This is a genomic window from Streptomyces sp. NPDC085931 (genome assembly GCF_044540565.1).
Taxonomy (GTDB): domain Bacteria; phylum Actinomycetota; class Actinomycetes; order Streptomycetales; family Streptomycetaceae; genus Streptomyces.
The window spans coordinates 1-25320 of sequence record NZ_JBITSK010000017.1 but is presented as its reverse complement, the minus strand read 5'-3'; the positions used below and the strand labels follow the sequence as shown (position 1 = coordinate 25320).

22 protein-coding genes are annotated in these 25320 nt (G+C 71.6%); 17 read left to right on the top strand and 5 right to left on the bottom strand.

The window, feature by feature from the left end:
* Positions 1-41 precede the first annotated feature (41 nt).
* The 8 genes from ACIGAN_RS29770 to ACIGAN_RS29735 all read left to right on the top strand — a co-directional run bounded on the left by ACIGAN_RS29770 (position 42) and on the right by ACIGAN_RS29735 (position 9548).
* Positions 42-563, top strand: coding sequence for a hypothetical protein (locus tag ACIGAN_RS29770; protein ID WP_399862208.1), 522 nt, complete (start codon positions 42-44; stop codon positions 561-563).
* A gap of 143 nt (positions 564-706) precedes the next feature.
* The gene (typA, locus tag ACIGAN_RS29765) at positions 707-2614 is read left to right on the top strand and encodes a translational GTPase TypA (RefSeq protein WP_365094727.1); all 1908 of its coding nucleotides are present in this window, start codon (positions 707-709) and stop codon (positions 2612-2614) included.
* A gap of 636 nt (positions 2615-3250) precedes the next feature.
* Positions 3251-4864 carry a peptide ABC transporter substrate-binding protein gene (locus tag ACIGAN_RS29760; RefSeq protein ID WP_365094620.1) on the top strand — a complete coding sequence of 538 codons (1614 nt, stop codon included), beginning with the start codon at positions 3251-3253 and terminating at the stop codon, positions 4862-4864.
* Between the two features lie 132 nt (positions 4865-4996).
* Positions 4997-5926: an ABC transporter permease gene (locus ACIGAN_RS29755; protein WP_365094622.1), complete on the top strand. Its 930-nt coding sequence runs from the start codon at positions 4997-4999 to the stop codon at positions 5924-5926.
* Complete coding sequence (locus ACIGAN_RS29750; protein WP_365094625.1) at positions 5919-6881, top strand: ABC transporter permease; 963 nt, start codon at positions 5919-5921, stop codon at positions 6879-6881. The genes ACIGAN_RS29755 and ACIGAN_RS29750 overlap by 8 nt, the downstream gene beginning before the upstream one ends.
* A gap of 11 nt (positions 6882-6892) precedes the next feature.
* Positions 6893-7951, top strand: a complete 1059-nt coding sequence (locus ACIGAN_RS29745; RefSeq protein WP_399862205.1) for an ABC transporter ATP-binding protein — start codon at positions 6893-6895, stop codon at positions 7949-7951.
* Positions 7944-9092, top strand: coding sequence for an ABC transporter ATP-binding protein (locus tag ACIGAN_RS29740; RefSeq protein ID WP_365094628.1), 1149 nt, complete (start codon positions 7944-7946; stop codon positions 9090-9092). Before ACIGAN_RS29745 ends, ACIGAN_RS29740 begins: the two co-directional genes overlap by 8 nt.
* Positions 9093-9158: 66 nt before the next feature.
* Complete coding sequence (locus ACIGAN_RS29735) at positions 9159-9548, top strand: VOC family protein (RefSeq protein ID WP_365740231.1); 390 nt, start codon at positions 9159-9161, stop codon at positions 9546-9548.
* Between the two features lie 152 nt (positions 9549-9700).
* Here ACIGAN_RS29735 and ACIGAN_RS29730 read toward each other — a convergent pair whose 3' ends face one another.
* Complete coding sequence (locus ACIGAN_RS29730; protein WP_399862202.1) at positions 9701-11824, bottom strand: S9 family peptidase; 2124 nt, start codon at positions 11822-11824, stop codon at positions 9701-9703.
* A gap of 177 nt (positions 11825-12001) precedes the next feature.
* On the opposite strand from ACIGAN_RS29730, the gene ACIGAN_RS29725 reads away from it, so the two are divergent.
* From ACIGAN_RS29725 to ACIGAN_RS29710, 4 genes are all read left to right on the top strand, one after another.
* Positions 12002-12196: a hypothetical protein gene (locus tag ACIGAN_RS29725; protein ID WP_365094636.1), complete on the top strand. Its 195-nt coding sequence runs from the start codon at positions 12002-12004 to the stop codon at positions 12194-12196.
* A 29-nt stretch (positions 12197-12225) separates the two neighbouring features.
* Positions 12226-13086 (top strand): N-acetyl-1-D-myo-inositol-2-amino-2-deoxy-alpha-D-glucopyranoside deacetylase, encoded by an 861-nt coding sequence (mshB, locus tag ACIGAN_RS29720; protein WP_399862200.1) that lies wholly within the window; start codon positions 12226-12228, stop codon positions 13084-13086.
* A complete protein-coding gene (locus ACIGAN_RS29715) occupies positions 13083-13493 on the top strand; it encodes a DUF6113 family protein (RefSeq protein WP_365094641.1) in 411 nt (136 codons plus the stop codon). The genes mshB and ACIGAN_RS29715 overlap by 4 nt, the downstream gene beginning before the upstream one ends.
* A gap of 156 nt (positions 13494-13649) precedes the next feature.
* The gene (locus ACIGAN_RS29710; RefSeq protein ID WP_399862198.1) at positions 13650-16331 is read left to right on the top strand and encodes a hypothetical protein; all 2682 of its coding nucleotides are present in this window, start codon (positions 13650-13652) and stop codon (positions 16329-16331) included.
* A 384-nt stretch (positions 16332-16715) separates the two neighbouring features.
* Here the strand turns inward: ACIGAN_RS29710 and ACIGAN_RS29705 are convergent, their stop codons facing one another.
* Positions 16716-17567, bottom strand: coding sequence for a transglutaminase family protein (locus ACIGAN_RS29705; protein WP_399862196.1), 852 nt, complete (start codon positions 17565-17567; stop codon positions 16716-16718).
* A 17-nt stretch (positions 17568-17584) separates the two neighbouring features.
* Positions 17585-18607, bottom strand: a complete 1023-nt coding sequence (locus ACIGAN_RS29700; protein ID WP_399862194.1) for a GNAT family N-acetyltransferase — start codon at positions 18605-18607, stop codon at positions 17585-17587.
* Positions 18608-18747: 140 nt separating this feature from the next.
* On the opposite strand from ACIGAN_RS29700, the gene fdxA reads away from it, so the two are divergent.
* Both fdxA and ACIGAN_RS29690 read left to right on the top strand, forming a co-directional pair.
* Complete coding sequence (gene fdxA, locus ACIGAN_RS29695; protein WP_003973842.1) at positions 18748-19068, top strand: ferredoxin; 321 nt, start codon at positions 18748-18750, stop codon at positions 19066-19068.
* Between the two features lie 121 nt (positions 19069-19189).
* The gene (locus ACIGAN_RS29690; RefSeq protein WP_365740238.1) at positions 19190-20281 is read left to right on the top strand and encodes a bifunctional succinyldiaminopimelate transaminase/glutamate-prephenate aminotransferase; all 1092 of its coding nucleotides are present in this window, start codon (positions 19190-19192) and stop codon (positions 20279-20281) included.
* A gap of 77 nt (positions 20282-20358) precedes the next feature.
* On the opposite strand, the gene ACIGAN_RS29685 is transcribed toward ACIGAN_RS29690, so the two are convergent.
* Positions 20359-20805: an ATP-binding protein gene (locus ACIGAN_RS29685; protein WP_365740239.1), complete on the bottom strand. Its 447-nt coding sequence runs from the start codon at positions 20803-20805 to the stop codon at positions 20359-20361.
* A 450-nt stretch (positions 20806-21255) separates the two neighbouring features.
* Between ACIGAN_RS29685 and ACIGAN_RS29680 the strand changes: the two genes are divergently transcribed.
* A complete protein-coding gene (locus tag ACIGAN_RS29680; RefSeq protein ID WP_399862191.1) occupies positions 21256-22212 on the top strand; it encodes an IS481 family transposase in 957 nt (318 codons plus the stop codon).
* On the opposite strand, the gene ACIGAN_RS29675 is transcribed toward ACIGAN_RS29680, so the two are convergent.
* Positions 22209-23129, bottom strand: coding sequence for a heavy metal transporter (locus ACIGAN_RS29675; RefSeq protein ID WP_399862189.1), 921 nt, complete (start codon positions 23127-23129; stop codon positions 22209-22211). The genes ACIGAN_RS29680 and ACIGAN_RS29675 overlap by 4 nt on opposite strands.
* Before the next feature lie 145 nt (positions 23130-23274).
* Between ACIGAN_RS29675 and dapE the strand changes: the two genes are divergently transcribed.
* Both dapE and ACIGAN_RS29665 read left to right on the top strand, forming a co-directional pair.
* Positions 23275-24354, top strand: coding sequence for a succinyl-diaminopimelate desuccinylase (gene dapE, locus ACIGAN_RS29670; protein WP_365738900.1), 1080 nt, complete (start codon positions 23275-23277; stop codon positions 24352-24354).
* A gap of 119 nt (positions 24355-24473) precedes the next feature.
* Entirely contained in the window at positions 24474-25232 is a 759-nt protein-coding gene (locus ACIGAN_RS29665; protein ID WP_365094660.1) for an LOG family protein, read from the top strand.
* Positions 25233-25320: the final 88 nt, after the last annotated feature.

Here is a 25320-nt window from a genome sequence, read left to right as displayed (position 1 = left end):
GCCGGCCTGGCCATCGGGACGCTGCTGGCCGCGCTGACGGCGTGCACCGGGGAACCGGGGGCCCGCGCCACCCCGCGCGGGAGCGGCACGTCCCGGGCGGGGGCCTGCGCCGAGGGCACCTTCACCTGGTCCCCGGTCACCACGCGCGACCGGCTGACCGGCGTCTCGCGTCCGGAGCGACTGGCCGAGGGCGGCGGCGCGCTGCGCAACCATGTACGGCGCGCAAGGAGACCGGGGAGATCGACTCCGACGCGCCCACGCTGGCGGAGGCGGGCGACACCTGGGCGTTCACCGACCCCGGGCAGCGGGCCCCGGCGCTCGGCGAGGACCGCGTCACCCCGCGTGAGGCGGGCACGTACTACCAGTACGCCGGTGTGCGGGAGGTCTCCGCGGACTTCCGCCACACCTGCCAGGATGGCAGGACAGTCGTCGGCCGGGCCCGCACCTGGACCGTCGACATCGCCGGCGTGACCGGCTGCGGCGAGCGCCCGGACACCGCTCTGGCCCGGGAGGCCGCCCGGCGCGCCTGCGGCCCGGCAGGAGCCCCCGCAACAGGGCCCTGACCTGCGCCGACGTATCCCGGCTCACCTCAACCGGAGCGGACCCGTACCATGGGGTGAGGCCGTGGCATGTTGAGCCCGGCAGGGCCCGCGCACCACCGACGTACGCGCAGGGCATTCCTCACCACTCCGGGAGTACGCCTTTTATGGCCACGCGCCACGACATCCGCAACGTCGCCATCGTCGCCCACGTCGACCACGGCAAGACCACCATCGTCGACGGCATGCTGAAGCAGGCCGGTGCCTTCGCCGCCCACCAGCTCGACTCGGTCGACGACCGCATGATGGACTCGAACGACCTGGAGCGTGAGAAGGGCATCACGATCCTCGCCAAGAACACGGCGGTGAAGTACCACCCCAAGGACGGCGGGGAGCCCATCACCATCAACATCATCGACACCCCCGGCCACGCCGACTTCGGCGGCGAGGTCGAGCGCGGTCTGTCGATGGTCGACGGTGTCGTCCTGCTCGTGGACGCCTCCGAGGGCCCGCTGCCCCAGACCCGCTTCGTGCTGCGCAAGGCGCTCCAGCAGCGGCTGCCCGTCATCCTGTGCATCAACAAGACGGACCGCCCCGACTCCCGGATCGACGAGGTCGTCAACGAGACGTACGACCTGTTCCTGGACCTGGACGCCGACGAGGACCAGATCGAGTTCCCGATCGTCTACGCCTGCGGCCGCGACGGCATCGCCTCCCTCACCAAGCCGGCCGACGGCACGGTCCCGGGCGACTCCGACAGCCTGGAGCCGTTCTTCTCGACGATCCTGGAGCACATCCCGGCCCCGACCTACGACGAGGCCGCCCCGCTCCAGGCGCACGTGACGAACCTGGACGCCGACAACTTCCTCGGCCGTATCGCGCTGCTGCGCGTCCAGCAGGGCGAGCTGAAGAAGGGCCAGACGGTCGCGTGGATGAAGCGCGACGGGTCCGTCCAGAACGTGCGCATCTCCGAGCTGATGATGACCGAGGCGCTCACCCGCAAGCCCGCCGAGAAGGCCGGCCCCGGTGACATCTGCGCGGTCGCCGGCATCCCCGACATCATGATCGGCGAGACCCTGGCCGACCCGGAGAACCCGGTCGCGCTGCCGCTGATCACCGTCGACGAGCCGGCGATCTCCATGGTCATCGGCACCAACACCTCCCCGCTGGTCGGCCGCGGCGCCACCGGCAAGGGCGCCGACAACAAGGCGGCCGTCAAGGACCGCAAGGTCACCGCCCGCCAGGTCAAGGACCGCCTCGACCGCGAGCTGATCGGCAACGTCTCGCTGCGCGTGCTGGAGACCGAGCGCCCGGACGCCTGGGAGGTGCAGGGCCGCGGCGAGCTGGCGCTGGCCATCCTCGTCGAGACCATGCGCCGCGAGGGCTACGAGCTGACCGTCGGCAAGCCGCAGGTGGTCACCCGGGAGATCGACGGCAAGACCTACGAGCCCGTCGAGCGCATGACCGTCGACGTGCCCGAGGAGCACATGGGCGCCGTCACGCAGCTCATGGGCGTCCGCAAGGGCCGGATGGACAACATGTCCAACCACGGCTCCGGCTGGGTCCGCATGGAGTTCGTCGTGCCCTCCCGCGGCCTGATCGGCTTCCGGACCGAGTTCCTGACGCAGACGCGCGGCACGGGCATCGCCCACTCCATCCACGAGGGCTTCGAGCCCTGGTTCGGCACGCTCCAGACCCGCAACAACGGCTCCCTGGTCGCCGACCGCTCCGGCGCGGTCACCGCCTTCGCGATGACCAACCTGCAGGAGCGCGGCGTGCTCTTCGTGGAGCCGGGCACCGAGGTGTACGAGGGCATGATCGTCGGCGAGAACTCGCGCGCCGACGACATGGACGTCAACATCACCAAGGAGAAGAAGCTCACGAACATGCGGTCCTCGACGGCCGATGTGACCGAGTCGATCGTCCCGCCCCGCAAGCTGTCGCTGGAGCAGTCCCTGGAGTTCTGCCGCGACGACGAGTGCGTCGAGGTCACCCCGGAGGCCGTGCGCATCCGCAAGGTGAACCTGGACGCGCGCGAGCGCGCCCGCGCCGCCAGCCGCGCCAAGCACGGCTGACACCCCCGGCACGGACGACACCGGGCACCCCGCGGGGCGGGGTGCCCGGTGCTGTGTCTCAGCGGCTTTCCGGCCGCTCGTCGCCGCTCGTCAAAAGGGGAACAACGCGAAGGAAAGGGTTAGGGAAAACCCTCTATTTGCCCGGCGCGGCCGTCCGGCACCGCCCGCTCCCACTACCCTGCTGCGGAACGCCTCGCTCTGCCCTGCTCCGAAGCCGGGCAACAGCCTTGTGGCGATTGCCACTTGAGCCCGCGACGGTCCCCGTCGGCACCCTGCACGGACGCCACGGCAACCGCAAGCGGTTTTTCTCACCCTCGCGTCCGGAATACGGACAGTCGCCACCGATAGATGTGTAACAAGTCCGTTTCGCAGGGATCTTTCACCAAACCCTTTGTCCGGATTTTGGAAGATGTATACGTGAGCTGTGATCGAACCGAGACCTCGAGAGTGTGGTTCGGTCCTGGTGTTTGGCAGATAGTTAGGCGCGTAGAGCTCGGATGAAGGGTCACTCGCCGGCAGCGGCGCCGACTCACGAGCGCGGGGGCACCTGACGATTTCCGGCACCGGCGACGGGCGGTGGCGGTGGTTTGTCTGTGCTCCCTTTGCGGTGAACCAATGACTTCTTAGGAGGAACCCATGCGCGGTGCCAAGAGCGCCAAGTGGGTCGCGGGCGCGATAGTCGTCGCCCTGTCCGCCACCGCCTGCGGCGGCGACGGTGATGGTGAGAGCAAGAGCAAGGGTTCCGGACCTGCCGGTTACGTGTCGATCGACGTCGGCGAGCCGCAGAAGCCGCTGATCCCGGCCGACACGAACGAGAGCAACGGCTCGTACGTCATCCAGTCGATCTTCACCCAGCTGCTGGACTTCGACGCCAAGGGCGACATCGTCTACACGAACGCCGAGTCGGTCACCTCCGACGACTCCAAGACGTGGACGGTCAAGCTCAAGAAGGGCTGGAAGTTCCACAACGGCGAAGAAGTCACCTCCAAGTCGTACATCGACGCTTGGAACTGGTACGCCAACATCAAGAACAACCAGCAGAACTCGTTCTGGTTCCAGGACATCAAGGGCTACGACGACGTCCACCCGGAGAAGGGTGAGCCGAAGGCCGAGACCATGTCCGGTCTGAAGGCCGTGGACGACCACACCTTCACCATCGAGCTGAAGTACACGATGCCGTACTTCAACTACAAGCTCGGCTACACCACCTGGGCCCCGCTGCCCAAGGTCTTCTACGACGACCCGAAGGCCTTCGGCCAGAAGCCGGTCGGCAACGGTCCCTACAAGTTCGAGAAGTGGGACCACAAGAAGCTCATCCAGGTCAAGGCCTGGGACGAGTACCAGGGCCCGAACAAGGCCAAGAACAAGGGCGTCCAGTTCAAGGCGTACACGACCCTCGAGGCCGCGTACAAGGACGTCGTCTCCGGCAACCTGGACATGATCCGCCAGGTCGGCCCGACGGACCTGCCGAAGTACAAGCAGGACCTGGGCGACGGCGCCATCGAGCAGCCGTACGCGGCCATCCAGACGCTGACCCCGGCGTTCTACTCCAAGACCTTCAAGGACATCGACCCGAAGGTCCTGCAGGGTCTGTCGATGGCGATCGACCGCGACACGATCACCAAGACGGTTCTGAACAACACCCGCACGCCGGCCAAGGGCTTCACGCCGCCCGGCGTCAAGGGTTACCAGAACCTGGACACGGACGTCTTCACGTACAACCCGACGAAGGCCAAGCAGCTCATCAAGGAGGGCGGTGGCGTTCCGGGCAACAAGTTCACCGTCCAGTACAACACCGACGGTGGGCACAAGGAGTGGGTGACCGCGGTCTGCGAGTCCATCCGCAAGGCCACCGGCGTCGACTGCGTCGGCGACCCGAAGCCGGACTTCGCCACGGACCTCGAGGCCCGTGACAACGACCAGGTGAAGGGCATGTACCGCGGTGGCTGGGTCGCCGACTACCCGGTCAACGCCAACTTCATGAAGGAGCTGTACCACACCACCGCCGAGGCCAACAACGGTCGCTTCTCCAACAAGGAGATCGACTCGCTGATGAACAAGGCGGACAAGGCCAAGTCCCTGGAAGAGTCCGTGAAGGCCTTCCAGGAGGTCGAGAAGAAGCTGGTCGAGCACATGCCGGCCATCCCGCTCTGGTACTACCGCATCAACGGCGGCCACGGTAAGAACGTCGACAACGTCAACGTCGACTTCCACGGTGACCTCGAAGTGTGGGCCGTCACCACCAAGTAAGAGGAGCCGGTAAGGCTCTTCCCACTCGGCCGTAGACCCGCCGCCGCCCCGGCGGCGGTGGGAGGTACGGGGGGCCGTCTCGTCGACAGGAGACGGCCCCCGCACCTGCGTTAACCCCTCACGGAGGCACCTATGGGGCGCTATGTCGCACGACGACTGCTCCAGATGATCCCGGTCTTCATCGGGTCAACCCTGCTCATCTTCTGCATGATGTACGCCCTGCCCGGCGATCCCGTCCGGGCGATGATGGGGGATCAGGCGTACGACCCGACGGTGGTCGCGGGCATCAAGAAGGAACTCGGCCTCGACCAGCCGCTGCTGCAGCAGTACGTCAACTACATGACCAACCTGCTGCAGGGTGACTTCGGCACGCAGATCGCCAGTCAGCGGCCCATCGCGGACATCATCACCGACGCGTTCCCGGTGACCATCAGGCTGACGATCTTCGCCTTCACCTTCGTCACGCTCGTGGGCATCGGCCTCGGTGTCGTCGCCGGCCTGCGCCCCGACACGCTGCGCGACCGCGGACTGCTGACGCTGACCCTGGTCCTCGTGTCCATGCCGTCCTTCGTGCTGGGCTTCCTGCTGCAGTACCTGTTCGCGTTCAAGTGGTCGATCACCACGCCGACCGTGACCGACTCGACGGACTTCGCGCAGCTCGCGCTGCCCGCCACCGTGCTGGCGTCGCTGTCGCTCGCCTACGTCGCCCGGCTGACCCGTACGTCGATCGCGGAGAACCTGCGGTCCGACTACATGCGCACCGCCGTGGCCAAGGGCCTGCCGCGCCGCCGCGTGATCGGTGTCCACCTGATGCGCAACTCGCTGATCCCCGTGGTCACCTTCCTCGGTATCGAGGTCGGAAACCTGATGACCGGCGCCATCGTGACCGAGGGCATCTTCAACGTGCGGGGTATCGGTGTCGAGATCTACGAGGCGCTCAGCCGCCGCGAGGGCGCCACGGTCGTGGGCATCGCCTCGCTGATGGTGCTCATCTACCTCGCCGCCAGCTTGATCGTCGACCTGCTCTACGCGGTCCTGGACCCGAGGATCCGGTATGCCTGACAAGACCGTCGAAAAGAAGGTCGAAGCCCTTCCCGGCGACACCGTGAGCACCGCGGGCGTCGTCGTGGCCGACGCCGGCCCCGCTCCGGACAAGGCGCGCAGCCTGTGGTCGGACGCCTGGCACGACCTGCGGCGCAACCCGCTGTTCGTGATCTCGGCCGTGCTGATCCTGTTCCTGCTCGTGATGTCGCTCTGGCCGGGGCTGTTCACCAGCGCCTCGCCGCGCGACGCCGACCTGGCCAAGCACTACCTGGGCAAGCCGAACTGGGGCCACTTCTTCGCCCCGGACTGGCTCGGCTACGACGTCCAGGGCCGCTCGATCTACGCCCGGGTCGTCTACGGTGCCCGTGCCTCGATCACCGTCGGCGTGGGCGTCACCCTCGCCGTCACCGTCCTGGGCACGATCATCGGCATGATCGCCGGCTACTTCGGCGGCTGGACCGACACCCTGCTGTCGCGGGTGACCGACATCTTCCTCGGCATCCCGTTCCTGCTGGGCGCCCTGGTGGTGCTCAACTCCTTCGACGACCGCACCGTCTGGGTCGTCATCATGGCCCTGGCCTTCCTGGGCTGGACGCAGATCGCCCGGGTCGCCCGCGGTGCCGTCATCACCATCAAGCAGGCGGACTACGTGGTGGCCGCCAAGGCGCTCGGTGCCTCGACGTCCCGGATCCTGTTCCGGCACATCCTGCCCAACGCCCTCGCGCCCATCATCGTCGTCGCGACCATCGCGCTCGGCGGCTACATCGCGGCCGAAGCCACCCTGTCCTTCCTGGGCGTGGGTCTCGGTGACACGGCGGTGTCGTGGGGCGGCGACGTCGCCCGAGGACGCGAGCAGCTGCGGATCGCCCCCCACACCCTGATCATCCCGTCGGTGATGGTCTCGATCACGGTGCTCTCGTTCCTGATGTTCGGCGATGCGGTCCGCAACGCCCTCGACCCCAAGCTGCGCTGAGGGAGGCGTACGTGACCATCATCGATGAAGTGGCCGGCAGTCCCGCGGCCGACGGTTCCGGGGACACGGGCCGCCCGCTGCTCGAAGTCCGCGACCTGCACGTGGAGTTCCGCACCCGCGACGGTGTCGCCAAGGCCGTCAACGGCGTCAACTACTCCGTCGCCGCCGGTGAGACGCTGGCCGTGCTCGGCGAGTCCGGCTCCGGCAAGTCCGTCACCGCGCAGGCGATCATGGGCATCCTCGACATGCCGCCGGGGAGCATCCCCAAGGGGGAGATCCTCTTCCGCGGCCAGGACATGCTGAAGATGTCCGACGAGGAGCGCCGGAAGATCCGCGGCCGCAAGATCGCGATGATCTTCCAGGACGCCCTGTCCTCGCTGAACCCGGTGCTCTCCGTGGGCTACCAGCTCGGCGAGATGTTCCGGGTGCACCAGGGCATGTCCAAGAAGGACGCCAAGGTCAAGGCGATCGAGCTGATGGACCGGGTGAAGATCCCGGCCGCCGCGGCCCGCGTCAACGACTACCCGCACCAGTTCTCGGGCGGTATGCGCCAGCGCATCATGATCGCCATGGCGCTCGCCCTGGAGCCGGACCTGATCATCGCCGACGAGCCCACCACGGCCCTCGACGTGACGGTCCAGGCCCAGGTCATGGACCTGCTCGCGGAGCTGCAGCGCGAGTACAACATGGGGCTCATCCTGATCACCCACGACCTCGGCGTGGTCGCCGACGTCGCGGACAAGATCGCCGTGATGTACGCCGGGCGCATCGTCGAGCGCGCCCCGGTCCACGAGCTGTACAAGCGTCCCGCGCACCCCTACACCAAGGGGCTGCTGGACTCGATCCCGCGCCTGGACCAGAAGGGCCAGGACCTGTACGCGATCAAGGGTCTGCCGCCCAACCTGACGCGCATCCCCTCCGGCTGCGCCTTCAACCCGCGGTGCCCCATGGCGCAGGACATCTGCCGTACGGACATCCCGCCGCTGCACCCCGTCACCGAGCGGGACGGCGGCGAGCTGGTCGGCCGCGGCAGCGCGTGCCACTTCTGGAAGGAGACGATCCATGGCTGAGCTCGGCAAGACCGACGGGCCGCAGGACGCCACGCCGAACGTCTCCGAGGTCGAGGTCGTCGACGCGTCCTCCGAGACGGAGGCGGTCGCCGCCATCGAGGCGCCGGTCGAGCGGGGCGAGCCGATCCTGCAGGTGCGCAACCTGGTGAAGCACTTCCCGCTCACCCAGGGCATCCTGTTCAAGAAGCAGGTCGGCGCGGTCAAGGCGGTCGACGGCGTCTCCTTCGACCTCTACCAGGGCGAGACGCTCGGCATCGTGGGCGAGTCCGGCTGCGGCAAGTCCACGGTCGCCAAGCTGCTGATGATGCTGGAGAAGGCGACCGCGGGCGAGGTCTTCTACAAGGGCCAGGACATCACCAAGCTGTCCGGGCGTGCGCTGAAGGCGGTCCGCCGGAACATCCAGATGGTGTTCCAGGACCCGTACACCTCGCTCAACCCCCGTATGACGGTGGGCGACATCATCGGGGAGCCGTTCGACATCCACCCGGAGGTGGCCCCCAAGGGCGACCGGCGCCGCAAGGTGCAGGAACTCCTCGACGTGGTCGGCCTCAACCCCGAGTACATCAACCGCTACCCGCACCAGTTCTCCGGCGGCCAGCGCCAGCGCATCGGCATCGCCCGCGGCCTGGCGCTGAACCCCGAGATCATCATCTGCGACGAGCCGGTCTCGGCCCTGGACGTGTCGGTCCAGGCCCAGGTCATCAACCTGATGGAGCGCCTGCAGGACGAGTTCAACCTCTCCTACATCTTCATCGCGCACGACCTGTCGATCGTCCGGCACATCTCGGACCGGGTCGGTGTGATGTACCTCGGCAAGATGGCCGAGATCGGCACCGACGAGCAGATCTACGACCACCCGACGCACCCCTACACCCAGGCGCTGCTGTCGGCGGTCCCGGTCCCCGACCCCGACGCCCGCGCGCACCGCGAGCGGATCATCCTCACCGGCGACGTCCCGTCCCCGGCCAACCCGCCCTCGGGCTGCCGCTTCCGCACGCGGTGCTGGAAGGCGCAGGACAAGTGCGCCGAGGAGGTCCCGCTGCTGGCGGTGCCGGAGCGCTTCAAGGGCGCGGACACGCCGGCGGCCCACGAGTCGGCGTGCCACTTCGCGGAGGAGAAGGACGTGGTCCACGCGGCCTGAGTCTCGACTCCCGGTTCCCGGCATCCCCCAGGGGTGCCGGGAACCCGCGTCTCCACGGAGCCCGGCATGCTGCATCACGTCGAACTGTGGGTGCCCGACCTGCCCCGGGCCGTCCGCGAGTGGGGCTGGCTCCTCGGCCGCCTGGGCTGGCTGCCGTACCAGGACTGGGAGCACGGCCGCAGCTGGCGGCTCGGCCCGACGTACCTTGTCGTCGAGCGCTCACCGGCGATGAGCGCCCCCGGGCACGACCGCAGGCGGCCGGGGCTCAATCACCTCGCGTTCCACGCGGGGTCCGCCGCGCGGGTCGACGCGCTGTCCGCCGAGGCGCCGGACCGCGGGTGGACGCCCCTCTTCGCCGACCGCTACCCCAACGCCGGCGGCCCCGGGCACTACGCGGCCTACCTCGCGAACACGGACGGATTCGAGGTGGAACTCGTGGCGTCCGCGGGGGCATAGCCCCGCAAACGTGCCGCAACCGCGTTAACACGCAGGCAACTTCGCCGACCCGGTCCCGATATACGGACGCGTCAGGCTGGTCGCCGTACGGCCGTGCGGGTGCCGTAGACGGGCCGGGGCGCGCCATGTCGCCCCGGCCCGTCGCCGTGCGCTCAGGGGGCCGTGATGCCGAGGGAGCGCCGGAGGAAGTCGACCTGGAGCAGCAGCAGGTTCTCCGCGACCTGTTCCTGCGGGGTCATGTGCGTGACGCCCGACAGGGGCAGCACCTCGTGGGGGCGGCCGGCGGCCAGCAGGGCCGAGGACAGGCGCAGGGCGTGGGCGACCACCACGTTGTCGTCGGCGAGGCCGTGCACGACCATCAGGGGCCGGTGGGGCGCGGCGGGGGAGGACAGGCCGTCCCCGGTGACCAGGGAGCTGTGCGCGTAGGCGTCCGGCTGTTCCTGCGGGGTGCCGAGGTAGCGCTCCGTGTAATGCGTGTCGTACAGGCGCCAGTCCGTCACCGGCGCGCCCGCGATCCCCGCGTGGAAGACGTCCGGGCGGCGCAGCACCGCGAGGCCGGCCAGCCAGCCGCCGTAGGACCAGCCGCGGATCGCCACCCGGGTCAGGTCCAGCGGGTACCGCTCGGCGAGGTCCTGGAGCGCCTCCACCTGGTCGTCCAGCGAGACGGTGAAGTCGTGGTGGATCGCCTTCTCCCAGGCGGGGGAGCGGCCCGGCGTGCCGCGCCCGTCCGCGACCACCACCGCGAAGCCCTGGTCCGCGAACCACTGCGAGGTGAGGTGCGCGTTGTGGGCCGCGACCACCCGCTGCCCGTGCGGACCGCCGTACGGGTCCATGAGCACCGGCAGGGGGGTGTCACCGGCGTAGTCCCGAGGCATAAGCAGGGCGCACGGGATTCGGCGTGCGCCCCCCTCGGTGAGCGTCACGCGGGGGGACAGACCAGGATCTTCCGCATGCGAACGGACAGTCAGCGTCGGTTTTCCGTCGCGCAGCACCTGGGCCCGGGCGCCGGCCCGATCGAGCACCGCCGACACCAGTACGGTCACGCCCCCGGCGCGCACCGCCGTGTGCACGCCCGGCTCCTGCGACACCCGCTCCATGCCGAGCTCGTTCACCCGGTACACGTGCACCTGGCCCGTCTCCGCCTGAGCCGCCTCCTCTCCGGCCGACGCCGAGACCAGCACGTCGTCGTCCGAGACGTCCAGCACGGCCCTGACGTGCAACTGCGCCCCCGTCAGCGGCCGGTCCCCGACCGCCAGCACCCGCGCGCCGCCCTCGTCCGCGATCCGCACCAGCTGCCCGGACGGGCTCCAGCACGGCACCCCGGGGAAAAGATCAAGCCATGTTCGATCTTCGTCGGCGTGCACCATCCGGGTCGCTCCCGACTCCGGGTCCACGGCCAGGACCAGCTGGCTGCGCTGGTCGCGCGCCTGGACGAGCAGCAGCGGCGCACCCGCCGCTGACCAGTGCACATGCGCCAGATACGGATAGCGCGCCCGGTCCCAGGCGACCTCCGTGCGCACCCCGTCCAGGCCGATCACGAACAGCCGGACGTCCGCGTTCTCGGTGCCCGCCGCCGGATACGGCACCCGCTGCGGCTCCCGCTCCGGATGCGCCGGGTCGGCGATCCACCACCGCCGCACCGGCGTGTCGTCCACGCGCGCCACGAGCAGGCGGTCCGACTCCGGAGCCCACCAGAACCCCCGCGAACGCCCCATCTCCTCGGCCGCGACGAACTCGGCCAGACCGAACGAGACGTTCTCCGCATCCGGTTCGGCGAGCGCCCGGTCACCGTCGCCCTCGGCGCCCACCACCCGCAGGGCGCCCCGGGCGACGTAGGCCAGGTGCCGGCCGTCGGGCGACGGACGCGGGTCGATCACCGGCCCCGGGACAGCCAGCTCGCGCGCCGTCCCGGCCCGCAGTTCAGCCGTGAACAGCCGCCCTGACAAGGCGAAAGACGCCAGCTCGACCGCCGTGTCCGTGGCGTACCCGACGATGCCGGCGCCGCCCTCGCGGCTGCGTTCGCGCCGCGCCCGCTCCTCGGCGGACAGGTCCTCCGAGGAGCCGCCCAGCAGAGCGCGCGGGTCCGCGGCCACGCGCTCCCCGCCCCCCTCCGTGTCGAGGACCCACAGCGAACTCGCCCGGTCCGTGCCGGAACCGGAGCGCAGGAACACGACACGCGAACCGTCGGGCGCCACGGTGAAAGAACGCGGCGCGCCGAGCGTGAAGCGCTGGGTACGGGCGTGCCGGCGGGGGAAGGAGTCAGGCTCGGTCGTCATGCCCTGACCATATTGGCCATGCGCCCCCTTGTGCGGCCGTGCGCCGATCGATGCGCACGGACGGATAGTTATGATCAATGACGCACAGTGGGTATGAACCTGCTGGCTGCTGTACGGATTTGATGCCCCCATAGTCCGACCCCCCGCGCCCCTGTGGATCTTTGGAGGTGAGCCGCCGTGGCACTCTCGATTTCGGCGGTGGTGCTGCTGGCGATCATCGTCTTCCTGCTGATCAAGAAGTCGGGACTGAAGGCGGGGCATGCGATCGTCTGCATGCTGCTCGGCTTCTACCTCGCCTCCTCGACCATCGCTCCCACGATCAACGAGCTGACGACGAACATCGCGGGCATGATCGGCAGCATCAAGTTCTGACCGGCACCGGACCTCGTAGGGTGGGGTCCATGACGGAACAGCCCGGCCGTCGTCTGCTGCTGGTGCACGCGCACCCGGACGACGAGTCGATCAACAACGGCGCGACCATGGCCCGGTACGCGGCCGAGGGTGCCCACGTCACCCTGGTCACCTGCACCCTCGGCGAGCGCGGCGAGGTCATCCCGTCCGAGCTGGCCCACCTGTCGGGCGCCGCCCTGGGCCAGCACCGCCGCAGCGAGCTGGCCGCCGCCATGTCCCTGCTCGGCGTCCACGACGTCCGCCTCCTCGGCGGCGCCGGGCGCTACAGCGACTCCGGGATGATGGGCCTGCCCGACAACGACGACCCCGCCTGCTTCTGGCAGGCCGACGTCGACGAGGCCGCCGCCCACCTCCTGGAGGTGATCCACGAGGTCCGCCCCCAGGTCCTCGTCACCTACGACGACAACGGCGGCTACGGCCACCCCGACCACATCCAGGCCCACCGCGTCGCCATGCGCGCCGCCGAACTGGCCGCCGAGGCCGGCCGGCCCATCCCCAAGGTCTACTGGAACCGGGTCCCCCGGCCCGCCCTGGAGGAGGCCTTCGACCGGCTCCGGGAGGACCTGCCCGGCACCCCCTTCACCAAGGCGGCCGCCGTCGACGACGTCCCGGGCGTGGTGCCCGAGGACCGGATCACCACCGTGATCGACGGCACCGCCCACGCCGCCGCCAAGGCCGCCGCGATGCGCGCCCACGCCACCCAGATCACCGTGGCCGAGCCCTACTTCATGCTCTCCAACGAACTCGCCCAGCCGATCCTGTCGACCGAGTACTACGAGCTGGTGCGCGGCGAGCGGGGCGCCGGGGAGCGGGAGACGGACCTGTTCGCCGGGATCGAGGAGGGGGCATGAGCGACCGGGGCCCGCTGCTCGCCCAGCCGATGCGGCCCCCGTCCGCCGGACGGGCCGCCGCCCTCCTGGGATTCTTCGTGCTCGGGGCCGTCATCGGCACGGCCGGGGCGCTCGTGCAGCCCGGATGGTTCCCGGGCGGCCTGATCCTCGCGCTGGCCGGCGAGGCCGGACTCGTCCTGGGCGCCGCGCGCCTCACCCGCAGCCGCTCCGGGGGCGTCGCGGCCGCCGCCGGCTGGATGCTCTCCGTCGTCCTGCTCACCGCCAGCCGCCCCGAGGGCGACTTCCTCTTCGCCGCGGGGAGCGGCTCCTATCTCTTCCTCCTCGGCGGCATCCTCGTGGCTGTGATCTGCGCCACCCTCGGCCCGGGACGGCAACCGGACGACGGCCACGTCCGACTTGGCAAGTGACGTACCACTTCGCCGGAACGCGCCCGTGGGGGTCCGGTGTGACTTTCCCCGGCGGTCCTGAGATACGGGTGAGAAGTGGCCAGTATGGTGGTGCGCGCCGCCGAGCCGCCCGCGTGAGGTCGTGACGGGCGGCGGAGCCAACCGGGAGAACCTGCCTTGAGTCGTGAAACTGACACTCCGTCCTCCGGGCCCAACGGGCGCGGCGGAGCCGCCTACCCGTCGGGCACGCCGCCCTACGGCACCCCGACGGTCTCCAGTGACGGCACGGACGCGGGCCGTTCGGCCACGCGGCCGGAGGAACGCAAGACCGAGACCACGCTGACGACCCGGATCCGGATCAACATCCCCGGATCGCGGCCCATTCCGCCGGTCGTCGTGCGCAAGCCCGTCACCGAGGCGGAGAGCCCCGCCGGCACCGACCCGCACGGTGAGACGCCGCCCGCGCAGGCCGCCGCGGCGCCCCGGGGTGCGGCCGCGGGCACGGGCACGGGCGAGTCTCCCGCCGAGGACAAGCCGACCAGTGACTGGTTCGCGCCCCGCAAGTCCGGCACGGGTCCGGGCGGTCAGGGCGGCGGCTCCACCAACGGCGCGGGCCTGCCGGGCGGTTCCGCCCCGGCGTCCGGCGGTTCCGGTGCGGGCGGCCCGGGTTCGGGCGTCTCCGGTGGGGCGCGGCCCGGTGCCGGGCGGCCCGGCGGCGTGGTCGGCTCCATGGGCGCGCCGGGCGGCTCCCGGCCCGGCGGCACGAACGGCGCGGGGCTCCCGGGCGGTGCGACCGGCGGGCCCGTCGCGCCCGGACACGGCGGCGGCACGGGCTCCTTCGACGTCACCGAGGCGCTGGCGGCGGGCCCCCTGGGCAACGCCCCGCGTTCCACCCCGGGCGGCGGCGAACCGCGCCGCGACGACCTGCCCTACTTCACGGAGAACGGCAGCGGCGGCCCGAACGCGGCCGACGGCTTCCACGAGACCGGCACGCCCGGCGGCGCGGGACCCCAGGGCCCGGCCGGGCCGACGGGCGGACCGGTGACCGGAGACGGACCGATGGTGCCACCGGCCGGCGGCCCCGGCGCCTTCACCGAACCCGGCGGTCCCCGACCGGACGGCTTCGGTGGCGAGCAGGGCGTTCCCGGCGCACCCGGTGCGTTCCAGCAGCAGAGCGGCCACGGCGTCCCCGGCGGCTTCGACGCCCCGGGTGGTCCTGGCGGTACCGGCGGCTTCGACGCGCCCGGCGGCCCCGGCGCCCAGGGCGGACCTGGTGCCTCCGGCGTCCCCGGCGGCTTCGACGCCCCGGGCGGTCCTGGCGGTACCGGCGGCTTCGACACCCCGGGTGGTCCTGGCGGTACCGGCGGCTTCGACGCCCCGGGCGGTCCCGGTGCCACCCACGGCTTCGGCGAGCCGGGCCGGCCCGGTGCCCCCGAGGCGTTCGACGGCCCCGGTCCCGGTCCCCGCGGCCCCGAGGCGTTCGACGAGCCCGGACGCCCCGGCGCGCCCGGCGCCGCAGGTGCCTTCCAGACCCCGGGCCGACCCGGTGGCCCTCACGGCCCCGGCGCCCCGGCCGGCCCGGGCGCCATAGGCGGCGGCCCCGGCGGCCCCGGAGCACCTGGCACCCCCGGCGGCACCACCGCTCCCGGCGGCCCGAGGGCCGGCATGAGTGACGACACCGCCGTCCTTACCCCGCAGCAGCCGGCCCCCGAGCCCCCGGACGGCCAGGGCTACGGCCCCCGGCACGACAACGTCTCCGGCCACACCGTCACCAGCGGCATGCCCGTCGTACAGCCCGGCGCTGCCTCGCCGTTCGGCCCGGGCGCGCCCGGCGACGGCCCCGTGCCGCACACGGCCCCCAAGCTGCCCGAGCCGGTGTCGCCGCCCCCGGCGAGCGCGTCGAAGGCGCCCAGGAAGAAGGGCCGCAACAAGCTCGTCCTGCTCGCCGCGGCCGTGGTCGTCGCCGCCGGCGGCCTCTACGGGGCCGGCCTGCTGATGAACCGCACCGACGTGCCCAAGGGCACCACCGTGCTCGGCGTCGACATCGGCGGCACCACCCGCGACGGCGCGGTCAAGAAGCTCGACGAGGCCTTCGACGACCGGGTCGGCAAGGAGCTGAAGCTGTCGGTGGGCGGCCGGACCGTCACCCTGGACCCGGACAACGCGGGCCTGCAGTTCGACATGGACGCCACGGCCGACGCGGCGGCCAAGAGCGACTACAACCCGGTCTCCGTGATCGGCTCGCTCTTCGGCAACCACCGGGTCGTCGCCCCGGAGATGCCCGTCGACGAGGAGAAGCTGCACGCCGCCCTGGAGAGCGCGGCGGGCGGCTCGGGCGCGTCGACCGACGGAACGATCGAGTTCAAGGGCGGCAAGGCCGTCCCCGTCTACGGCAAGCCGGGCAAGGGCGTGGACCTGGCCAGGTCGACGAAGGCGGTGGAGGAGGCGTACCGCGCCCAGGTGGAGACCGGCGCGGCCGGCACGGTGAACCTGCCGACCACCACACAGCAGCCGACCGTCTCCGACGCCGAGGTGAACCGGGTGCTGAAGGAGATCGCGCAGCCCGCGATGTCCGACCTGGTCACCGTCCGCACCGACGCGGCCCACAGCATCGACTTCGGCCGGCTGTCCCTGCCGAAGATCCTCAGCTTCAAGGCCGTCGACGGCAAACTCGTGGACACGTACAACCTCGAAGCGCTCCAGGAGGCGTACGGCCAGACCTTCGACGGCGTGCAGATCGAGGGCGCGAGCGGCAAGCGGGACGTCCTGCCGCAGGACGTCGTCTCCGCGCTGCGCAAGGCCCTGCGCGGCAAGACGCCCGAGGAGCGGATCGGCGTCATCGACACCACCCCGAACTGACCCCCGGTCACCCGCCCACGAGGAAGCCCCCCGCCCGAACGGACGGGGGGCTTCCTCGTTCCCCTCGTCCCGCGGACATGACACCTGTCACGCGCCCTCCCGGACGCCCGGCACTGCCGCCGCCCCCTGCCCGCGGCCACGCTGTCCGTAGGGCAGCGACCCCCTCCCGTCATCGCGCCGCCACGGCGTCCGGCGCCGACGCCTTCCTCGTCAAGGACGCCCCCGCCGCCCAGCTGGCCGAGGCGATCCGCCGGGTGCTCACCGGCGAACGCGTCACCGACCCGACCCTCGCACCTACCTGTCCACGGCGATCCGGAAGCCGGCGGTGCGCAACCGCGCGCTCGGTCCGCACCCGCACCCCGCGCGGAGCCCCACGGCGAGAGGTCAGTTCAGCATCGCCCTGGCCGCGAAGGCCTCCCCCCGCACCCGCTGGGCAGCCCCCTCGTCCACCGCCGCCACGACCTCCGCGTAGGCGTCCAGCTCCGCGGCCCCGCCTACGAAGTCCCCGCGCCGCACCAGCAACTGCGCCCGCTCGTAGCGCAGCCGCGCCGGATGCGACGGCAGCAGCAGCGACAACTCCACCGCCCACAGCGCCACGTCCGACCGCTCGGGCCGGGCCGCCGCCCACGCCCGCACGTTGTTCAGGATCCGCAGCACCACGTCCAGCGGATCGGCCGGCCGCAGCATCGACGCGTCCAGCCGCGCCCCCGTCGCCCCGGCCACCAGCACCTCCGCGTCCGCCCCGCTCAGCACCCGCCCCCCGTCGAACGGATCGGCCAGCACCTGCCCCTCCTCGGGCCCGAACCCGACGACGAAGTGCCCCGGCAGCGCCACCCCGTACACCGGCGCCCCGGCCCGCCGCGCCACCTCCAGCCACACCACGGACAGCAGGATCGGCAGCCCCCTGCGCCGCCGGAGCACCTCGTGCAGCAGGGAGGACTCCAGGCGCTGGTAGTCCGCCGGAGTGCCGTGGAACCCCAGCCGTTCACCGAGCAGCTCCCGCAGCGCCACCGCCCACGCCCGCGGCCCGCCGGGGCGGAACGGCAGCAGCCCGGCCAGCCGGTCCAGCTCGACCTGCGCGGCGTCCAGGCCCGCCTCGTCCAGCTCCCGGTCCGCCTCCGCCCCCACCAGCAGGCACAGCGTCGACAGATCGGGCCGCTCGGAGCGGACCTCTTCGGCGAACCGCCGCCGCAGCTCGGCGGAGCGCTCCGGGGACGGGGGATACGGGGGAGGCATGGCCGGCTCGTTCCCTCTCACGACGACCGGCCGCCGGCCGTGGTGCCGCCGGCCTCCGGTGCCCGGTAGTGGTGGTAGGCGTGGTGCGGGGCGAACCCCATCCCGGCGTACAGCGCCCGCGCCCCCGCGTTGCCGGTCTCGACCTGGAGCCAGGCGGCCGAGGCGCCCTCGTCGAGCGCCCGGCGGGCCAGCGCGGCCATGACGGCCGTGCCGAGCCCCCGGCGCCGCAGCGCCGGATCGACCTCGACGGCGGCGAACCCGGCCCACCGCCCGTCGACCACGCACCGCCCGATGGCGGCCGGCTCCGCGGGCCCCGGCACGGTCGCGAACCACACCGACGGTCCGCTGCCCAGCACCCGCAGCGCCACCTCGCTCACCCCCTTGCGCCGGTACCGCGCCAGCCACGCCTCGTCGGCCTCCCGGGACAGCGCGACGCCCGCCGGATCGCCCAGGTCCGCGACCGGCGCCAGCGGCCCCACCCACAGCTCGGCGGTCACCTCCCGCACCCAGCCCCGCTGCTCCAGCGCGGCGCCGAGCAGCTCCTGCGTGCCCTCGGCGCCGGTCGCGGTCTGGACGTAGGCGGGCAGTTTGCGCTCGCCGTACCAGCGCCGTACGGCCTCCAGCGCCTCGTCGAGCGGCAGGCCCGGCTCGCCCAGCGGCAGCACCGAGTTGGCCCGCCGGGTGAACCCGGCAGCGGCCCGCAGCTCCCAGTCGCCGAGCCGCTCGCTCTCCACGGGCCGCCAGGCCCGCGCGGCGACCCGGGCCAGCTCCTCGTAGGAGGCGGCCGGCCCGCGGCGACGCGCCGGGGCGGCGGGCACCACCTTGCCCGCGACCAGGGCGGATTCCGCGATGCGGATGCCCTCGCCGCTCCTGCGTGTGATCAGCAGCACACCGTTGTCCCATGATGTGAGAACACCGACTGTATCGGTGAACTTCTCACCCGGAGTGTCATGTTCGGTCAGGCTCCGGACGGAGACCCGTTTGCCCACGTCAGCAGCGGTGATACGGACCTCGAGTCGCCCGGCGGCAGAGATTTCCACAGGTCAGTTCACCCCTCCTGTTCGGATCATGCCCAAGAACGGAGATACTAGGGGCGGGCATCGACGACGCCGCGCTCCCGCGCGCCAGGCGGCGGAGCCTGAGGAGGCCCGCCAGCGCCCTATCGAGGAGGAACGACAGCGTGACCTACGTCATCGCGCAGCCTTGTGTCGACGTCAAGGACAAGGCGTGCATCGAGGAGTGCCCGGTCGACTGCATCTACGAGGGCCAGCGGTCCTTGTACATCCACCCGGACGAATGCGTCGACTGCGGGGCCTGCGAGCCGGTCTGCCCGGTGGAGGCCATCTTCTACGAGGACGACACTCCCGAGGAGTGGAAGGACTACTACAAGGCGAACGTCGAGTTCTTCGACGAGCTCGGTTCGCCCGGCGGCGCCAGCAAGCTGGGGCTGATCGAGCGCGACCACCCCTTCGTCGCCGCGCTGCCGCCGCAGAACCAGTAAGAGCGGCCCGCACCAGCGCCGCCTCGGTCCCGTACGGCCCGATCAGCCCGCTGATCGCCGTAGGGGGCCGAGGCGTTTGCCGTAGCCCGGCTCGTACCGGCCAGAAAGTGAGCCAGCACCCGTGTCCGCAGTCTCCGACCGCCTTCCCACCTTCCCCTGGGACAAGCTGACGCCCTACAAGGCCACGGCCGCCGCCCACCCGGACGGCATCGTGGACCTGTCCGTCGGCACCCCGGTCGACCCGGTCCCCGAGCTGATCCAGAAAGCGCTGGTCGCGGCGGCGGACTCGCCGGGCTACCCGACCGTCTGGGGCACGCCCGAGCTGCGCGACGCGATCACCGGCTGGGTCGAGCGGCGCCTCGGCGCCCGGGACGTCACCCACCGCCACGTCCTGCCGATCGTCGGCTCCAAGGAACTCGTCGCCTGGCTGCCGACCCAGCTCGGTCTCGGCCCCGGCGACCGGGTGGCCTTCCCGCGCCTGGCCTACCCGACCTACGAGGTCGGCGCCCGCCTGGCCCGCGCCGCGTACGAGGCCTACGACGACCCCACCGAGCTCGACCCCGAGGGCCTGAAGCTCCTGTGGCTGAACTCGCCGTCCAACCCCACGGGCAAGGTCCTGGGCAAGGAGGAGCTGACCCGGATCGTCGCCTGGGCCCGTGCGCACGGCGTCCTGGTCTTCTCCGACGAGTGCTACCTGGAGCTGGGCTGGGAGGCCGACCCGGTCTCCGTGCTGCACCCGGACGTCAACGGCGGCTCCTACGACGGCATCGTCTCCGTCCACAGCCTCTCCAAGCGCTCGAACCTCGCCGGCTACCGCGCCGCCTTCCTGGCCGGTGACCCGGCGGTCCTCGGCCCGCTGCTGGAGATCCGCAAGCACGGCGGCATGATGACGTCCGCGCCGACCCAGGCCGCGGTCGTGGCGGCCCTCGGCGACGACGAGCACGTCCGCGTCCAGCGCGAGCGCTACGCCGCCCGCCGCGCCCTGCTCCGCGAGGCCCTGCTGGCCCACGGCTTCCGCATCGAGCACAGCGAGGCGAGCCTGTACCTGTGGGCGACGCGCGGCGAGTCCTGCTGGGACACGGTGGCCCACCTCGCCGAGCGGGGCATCCTCGTCGCTCCGGGCGACTTCTACGGCCCGGCGGGCGCGCAGTTCGTCCGCGTGGCCCTGACCGCGACGGACGAGCGGGTGGCGGCGGCCGTACGGCGCCTGTGACCGCTGCCCCCCCATACGCGGCGAAGGGGTCCGGGGAGAACATCCCCGGACCCCTTCGGCGTGTGCGGCGCGCGGCGTCAGCCGACCGGCAGGCCCTTCACCGGCAGCGAGTCCGCGGAGGGCACGCCGCCCTTGGTGAGGGAGTCCGTGGGCAGACCGCCCTTGGCCGAGCCGGCGGTCTCACCGACCAGCTCGCCGGCGGAGCCCGCCGCCTCACCGGCCGCCTTCTGCGCCACCGGCGTGGCCTTCTTGACCACCTTGCCGCCGGTCTTGCCCGCGGCCGGCACCGCCTTCTTCACGGTCTTGCCGCCGGTGTCACCCGCGGTCTCGGTGACGTTCTGCGCCGCGCCGTCGACGGTGTTGGCGACGTTCGCCCCGTCCAGGGCGGTCAGCCCGCCGAGGTTCGGGGTGGCGGGCAGTTCGGGCGCCGCGCCGGCGGAGCCGGCCGCACCGACCCCGGCAGCCGCTCCCGCAGCGACGATCAGCGCGGCACGGGCGATCCGGCGGGTCAGGGGGAGGGACATGGTGCTCCTTCGACGGAGAGAACAGTGAGGTTCGTGAAGTGTCCGACCGGGTCCGGGAGTTGATCGACTGGCTGTTGATCGCTCCGGATCGGACGCAGTGACTACCGCTCGAAGCCCGCGAAGGTTGCGGCACCGCAACGTAAAGAGTTGGCAATGTGTCGCATTATCGGCTGCGGATGAAAAGGGACAAAGGGTTCCCCGCGGGAAAGCCGGCGGAATCCTTCCCGCCCTTTGTTCCCAAGGGATTTCCCGGATTCGGGGGTGAGGGTGCGAAAGCCTGCCCACACCGTCGCCGCGCGCCGCGCGGGTAATCCTCCGGGGTGAGGCCCCGTACCCCTGCGCGACCTAGGTGTATTGATCACGAGCGTTGTTAACGGTTGCCGGGCTTGATCATGGCGAAGACCTCCGATGTGGTGGAGCTGTCTAGGAACGCACCGCACGGAGGTCTTCGTGTCCCACCGTAATGCCCGGCTGACCGTTTACGGCAGGCGGCTGCTCGTCGAGCGGGTCCGCGCAGGCCGTCCGGTCGCGCATGTCGCGGCCGAGATGGGCATCTCGCGCGTCACAGCCCACAAGTGGGTGCGCCGCTGGCGGGCCGAAGGCGAGCAAGGGCTGCACGACCGCTCCAGCCGGCCCCGCACCACACCGCACCGCACCCCGGCCACGGCCGAGGCCCGGGTGTGCCGCCTGCGCCAGGACCGCAAGCTCGGCCCCGCACGGCTGGGACCGATCCTGGGCCTGCCCGCCTCCACCGTGCACCGCATCCTGACCCGGCACGGCCTCAACCGCCTGGCCTTCCTGGACCGGCCCACCGGCCAGATCATCCGCCGCTACGAACGCGACCGTCCCGGCGAACTCGTCCACGTGGACGTCAAGAAACTCGGCCGCCTCCCCGACGGCGGCGGCCACAAGGTCCTGGGCCGTCAAGCGGGCCGGGCCACTCGCAGCGCGATGGGCTTCGACTACATCCACTCCGCCGTCGACGACCACAGCCGCCTCGCCTACAGCGAGATCCACAGCGATGAGAAGGCCGCCACCTGCGCCGACTTCCTCCGCCGGGCCGCGGCCTTCTTCCAGACCACGGGCATCGACCGCATCGAGCGGGTCCTGACCGACAACGCCTGGCCCTACCGCAAGAGCTTCGCCTGGCAGCAGGCCCTCGCCGACCTCGACGCGACCGGCAAGCTGACCCGCCCCTACCGGCCGCAGACCAACGGCAAGGTCGAACGCTTCAACCGCACCCTGCTCGACGAATGGGCCTACCTGCGGCCCTACACCAGCAACAACGAACGAACAGCAGCCCTGGCAGACTTCCTGCACACCTACAACCACCACCGCTGCCACACCGCACTCGGCGGCCACCCACCGATCAGCCGCGTGAACAACGCCGCGGGCCAATACACCTAGCGCATCGTGACGATGCGGACGGCCTTCCCGGTCCGCTCCGCGCCCGCCGTGCCCTTCGCCGCGGCGGCCCGCCACTGGCTCGCGGTGTTCCCGGCGACCCACTCCCGGCCCGCGTACGTCACCCGCGCGATGTGCAACTCGGAGGCGTTGGCCACGGCCCAGTGCGCCAGCTGCCAGCCGCGCTGCTCCGCGTCCCGCCCGCCCGCGGCACTCGTGTCGGGGGCCACCGGCAGCGTCACCGTCCGCCCGCCGGAGTCGCCCGGGGCGCTCGGGGAGGGCGTGGGCGAGGCCGCCGCCGAGGCGCCCACCTGCGCGCCCGCCGGCTCCAGCACGTCGCGCCCGAAGTCGCGCACCAACGCGGCACGCACCCCGTCCGGGCCCGACGCCCGGGTCGCGGCCGGCCGGCCCTCGCAGGTCAGCGTGGCCGCCGACTGCCCGGTCAGGGCCGCGGCCAGCAGCGCGGCGTCCGGCTCGTGCTTGGCGTACGCCTGCGGGAAGCCGCTGCGCTGCACGCGCTGCGCGGCGACGGTGAGCGGCAGCCGCGTGTACCCGGGCACCTTGACCAGGTGGTCGTAGAACTCGCCCGCCGAGTAGGTCGGGTCCATGATCTCCTTCGGCGTGCCCCAGCCCTGCGAGGGCCGCTGCTGGAACAGGCCGAGCGAGTCCCGGTCGCCGTGGCTGATGTTGCGCAGGGCGGACTCCTGCAGTGCGGTCGCCAGGGCGATGGTCACGGCCCGCTCGGGCAGGCCGCGCGCGGTCCCCACGGCGGTGATCGTCGCCGCGTTGACGGCCTGCTCGGGGGTGAACTCGTAGGACGCCCCGTCGCCCTTGCCGGAGACGACCTTGCAGCCCGGCCCGCCGGTGCCCCCGGTGACGTACTGCACGACGAGGTAACCGGCGACCGCGAGCAGGGCCACGAAGGCGGCTCCGCATCGGAAGAGGCGGCCACGACGCTTGGAAGGAGACGGCTCTGGCACGCCGTACAAGGTACTGGAGAGTACGGAGTGGCAGGAGCCGGGTGGGGAGAGTGCGCGCGGGGCCTGGCGCGTTAGGGTCGACGGCATGGCCGACACCTCGCTTGACCTCACGCTGGACGCCGCGGAGCTCACCGCCCGGCTCGTCGACTTCCGCTCCGAGAGCGGCACGGAGAAGCCGCTGGCGGACGCGATCGAGACCGCGCTGCGCGCGCTGCCCCACCTGACGGTCGACCGGTACGGCAACAACGTCGTCGCCCGCACGAACCTGGGCCGCGCCGAGCGGGTCGTCCTGGCCGGCCACATCGACACCGTCCCGATCGCGGACAACGTCCCCTCCCGGCTCGACGAGGACGGCGTCCTGTGGGGCTGCGGCACCTGCGACATGAAGTCGGGCGTCGCCGTGCAGCTGCGCATCGCGGCCACGGTCCCGGCGCCCAACCGCGACCTGACCTTCGTCTTCTACGACAACGAGGAGGTCGCCGCGGAGCTCAACGGCCTCAAGCACGTCGCCGAGGCGCACCCCGAGTGGCTGGCCGGCGACTTCGCGGTCCTGCTGGAGCCGTCCGACGGCCAGGTCGAGGGCGGCTGCCAGGGCACGCTGCGGGTGCTGCTGAAGACCACCGGCGAGCGGGCCCACTCGGCGCGCGGCTGGATGGGCTCCAACGCCATCCACGCGGCGGCCCCCGTCCTGGCCCGCCTCGCCTCCTACGAGCCCCGGTGGCCCGTCATCGACGGTCTGGAGTACCGCGAGGGCCTGAACGCGGTCGGCATCACCGGGGGAGTGGCCGGCAACGTCATCCCCGACGAGTGCGTCGTCACCGTCAACTTCCGCTACGCCCCCGACCGCACCCCCGAGGAGGCCGTGGCGCACGTCCGGGAGGTCTTCGCGGACTGCGGCGTGGCGGAGTTCGAGGTCGTCGACCACAGCCCTGCCGCCATGCCCGGGCTGTCCCACCCGGCGGCGAAGGCGTTCATCGAGGCGGTCGGCGGCACCCCGATGCCCAAGTACGGCTGGACCGACGTCTCCCGCTTCTCGGCCCTGGGCGTCCCGGCGGTCAACTACGGCCCGGGCAACCCCCACTTGGCGCACAAGCGGGACGAGCGCGTGGAGGTCGCGAAGATCCTCGCGGGCGAGGAGCGCCTGCGGAACTGGCTGACCGCCTGACCCCGCCGGGGGCCGGTCGTGTTTACGGTGCTCCATCGCGGACATGCTCACGTCCCTCGTTCGTAACCCGCGTAGATCTACGCTGAGGTGGAAAGACAGGCACGACGGAGGGAGCGCACATGGCGACCGGCAACCCCGAGGGGAAGAAGCAGCCGCCGGAGGAGAAGCGCCTGGGCCCGGTCCTCCAGCGGCGGGACCAGGTGCAGGCCAGCACGACCGACCAGCGGCTGCTGGACGAGCGGGCCCCCTCCGACTGGGTGCACACCGACCCCTGGCGCGTGCTGCGCATCCAGTCGGAGTTCATCGAGGGCTTCGGCACCCTCGCCGAACTCCCGCCCGCGATCAGCGTGTTCGGCTCGGCGCGGACACCGGCGGACTCGCCCGAGTACGAGGCGGGCGTCCGGCTCGGCCGGGGCCTGGTGGAGGCCGGCTTCGCGGTCATCACGGGCGGCGGCCCGGGCGCGATGGAGGCGGCCAACAAGGGCGCCCTGGAGGCGAAGGGCATCTCGGTCGGTCTCGGCATCGAGCTGCCGTTCGAGCAGGGGCTGAACCCGTACGTCGACATCGGCCTGAACTTCCGCTACTTCTTCGTGCGGAAGATGATGTTCGTCAAGTACGCGCAGGGCTTCGTCGTCCTGCCCGGCGGCCTGGGCACCCTCGACGAGCTGTTCGAGGCGCTCACCCTCGTCCAGACGCAGAAGGTCACCCGCTTCCCGATCGTGCTCTTCGGCACCGACTACTGGGGCGGCCTGGTGAACTGGCTGCGGGACACGGTCATCGCTCAGGGCAAGGCGGCGGAGAAGGACCTGCTGCTGTTCCACGTCACGGACGACGTGGACGAGGCGGTGGCGCTGGTGTCGAAGGAGGCGGGCCGCTAGGCCGTGTCTGACAAGTGATCTTGTCGGGGCTCGCGGAGCCAGAGGATGAGTGCGGCGAGGTGGAGTCCGGCCCGGTAGCGGTCGGCGA

Bases quoted from the DNA above. Each gene is read 5' to 3' on its own strand.
- ACIGAN_RS29755 (WP_365094622.1), top strand. From the start codon at position 4,997: ATGGGGCGCTATGTCGCACGACGACTGCTCCAGATGATCCCGGTCTTC.
- ACIGAN_RS29730 (WP_399862202.1), bottom strand. From the start codon at position 11,824: ATGACGACCGAGCCTGACTCCTTCCCCCGCCGGCACGCCCGTACCCAG.
- ACIGAN_RS29685 (WP_365740239.1), bottom strand. From the start codon at position 20,805: ATGTCCCTCCCCCTGACCCGCCGGATCGCCCGTGCCGCGCTGATCGTC.
- ACIGAN_RS29715 (WP_365094641.1), top strand. From the start codon at position 13,083: ATGAGCGACCGGGGCCCGCTGCTCGCCCAGCCGATGCGGCCCCCGTCC.
- ACIGAN_RS29760 (WP_365094620.1), top strand. From the start codon at position 3,251: ATGCGCGGTGCCAAGAGCGCCAAGTGGGTCGCGGGCGCGATAGTCGTC.
- ACIGAN_RS29740 (WP_365094628.1), top strand. From the start codon at position 7,944: ATGGCTGAGCTCGGCAAGACCGACGGGCCGCAGGACGCCACGCCGAAC.
- mshB (WP_399862200.1), top strand. From the start codon at position 12,226: ATGACGGAACAGCCCGGCCGTCGTCTGCTGCTGGTGCACGCGCACCCG.
- ACIGAN_RS29665 (WP_365094660.1), top strand. From the start codon at position 24,474: ATGGCGACCGGCAACCCCGAGGGGAAGAAGCAGCCGCCGGAGGAGAAG.
- dapE (WP_365738900.1), top strand. From the start codon at position 23,275: ATGGCCGACACCTCGCTTGACCTCACGCTGGACGCCGCGGAGCTCACC.
- typA (WP_365094727.1), top strand. From the start codon at position 707: ATGGCCACGCGCCACGACATCCGCAACGTCGCCATCGTCGCCCACGTC.
- ACIGAN_RS29735 (WP_365740231.1), top strand. From the start codon at position 9,159: ATGCTGCATCACGTCGAACTGTGGGTGCCCGACCTGCCCCGGGCCGTC.
- ACIGAN_RS29705 (WP_399862196.1), bottom strand. From the start codon at position 17,567: ATGCCTCCCCCGTATCCCCCGTCCCCGGAGCGCTCCGCCGAGCTGCGG.
- ACIGAN_RS29750 (WP_365094625.1), top strand. From the start codon at position 5,919: ATGCCTGACAAGACCGTCGAAAAGAAGGTCGAAGCCCTTCCCGGCGAC.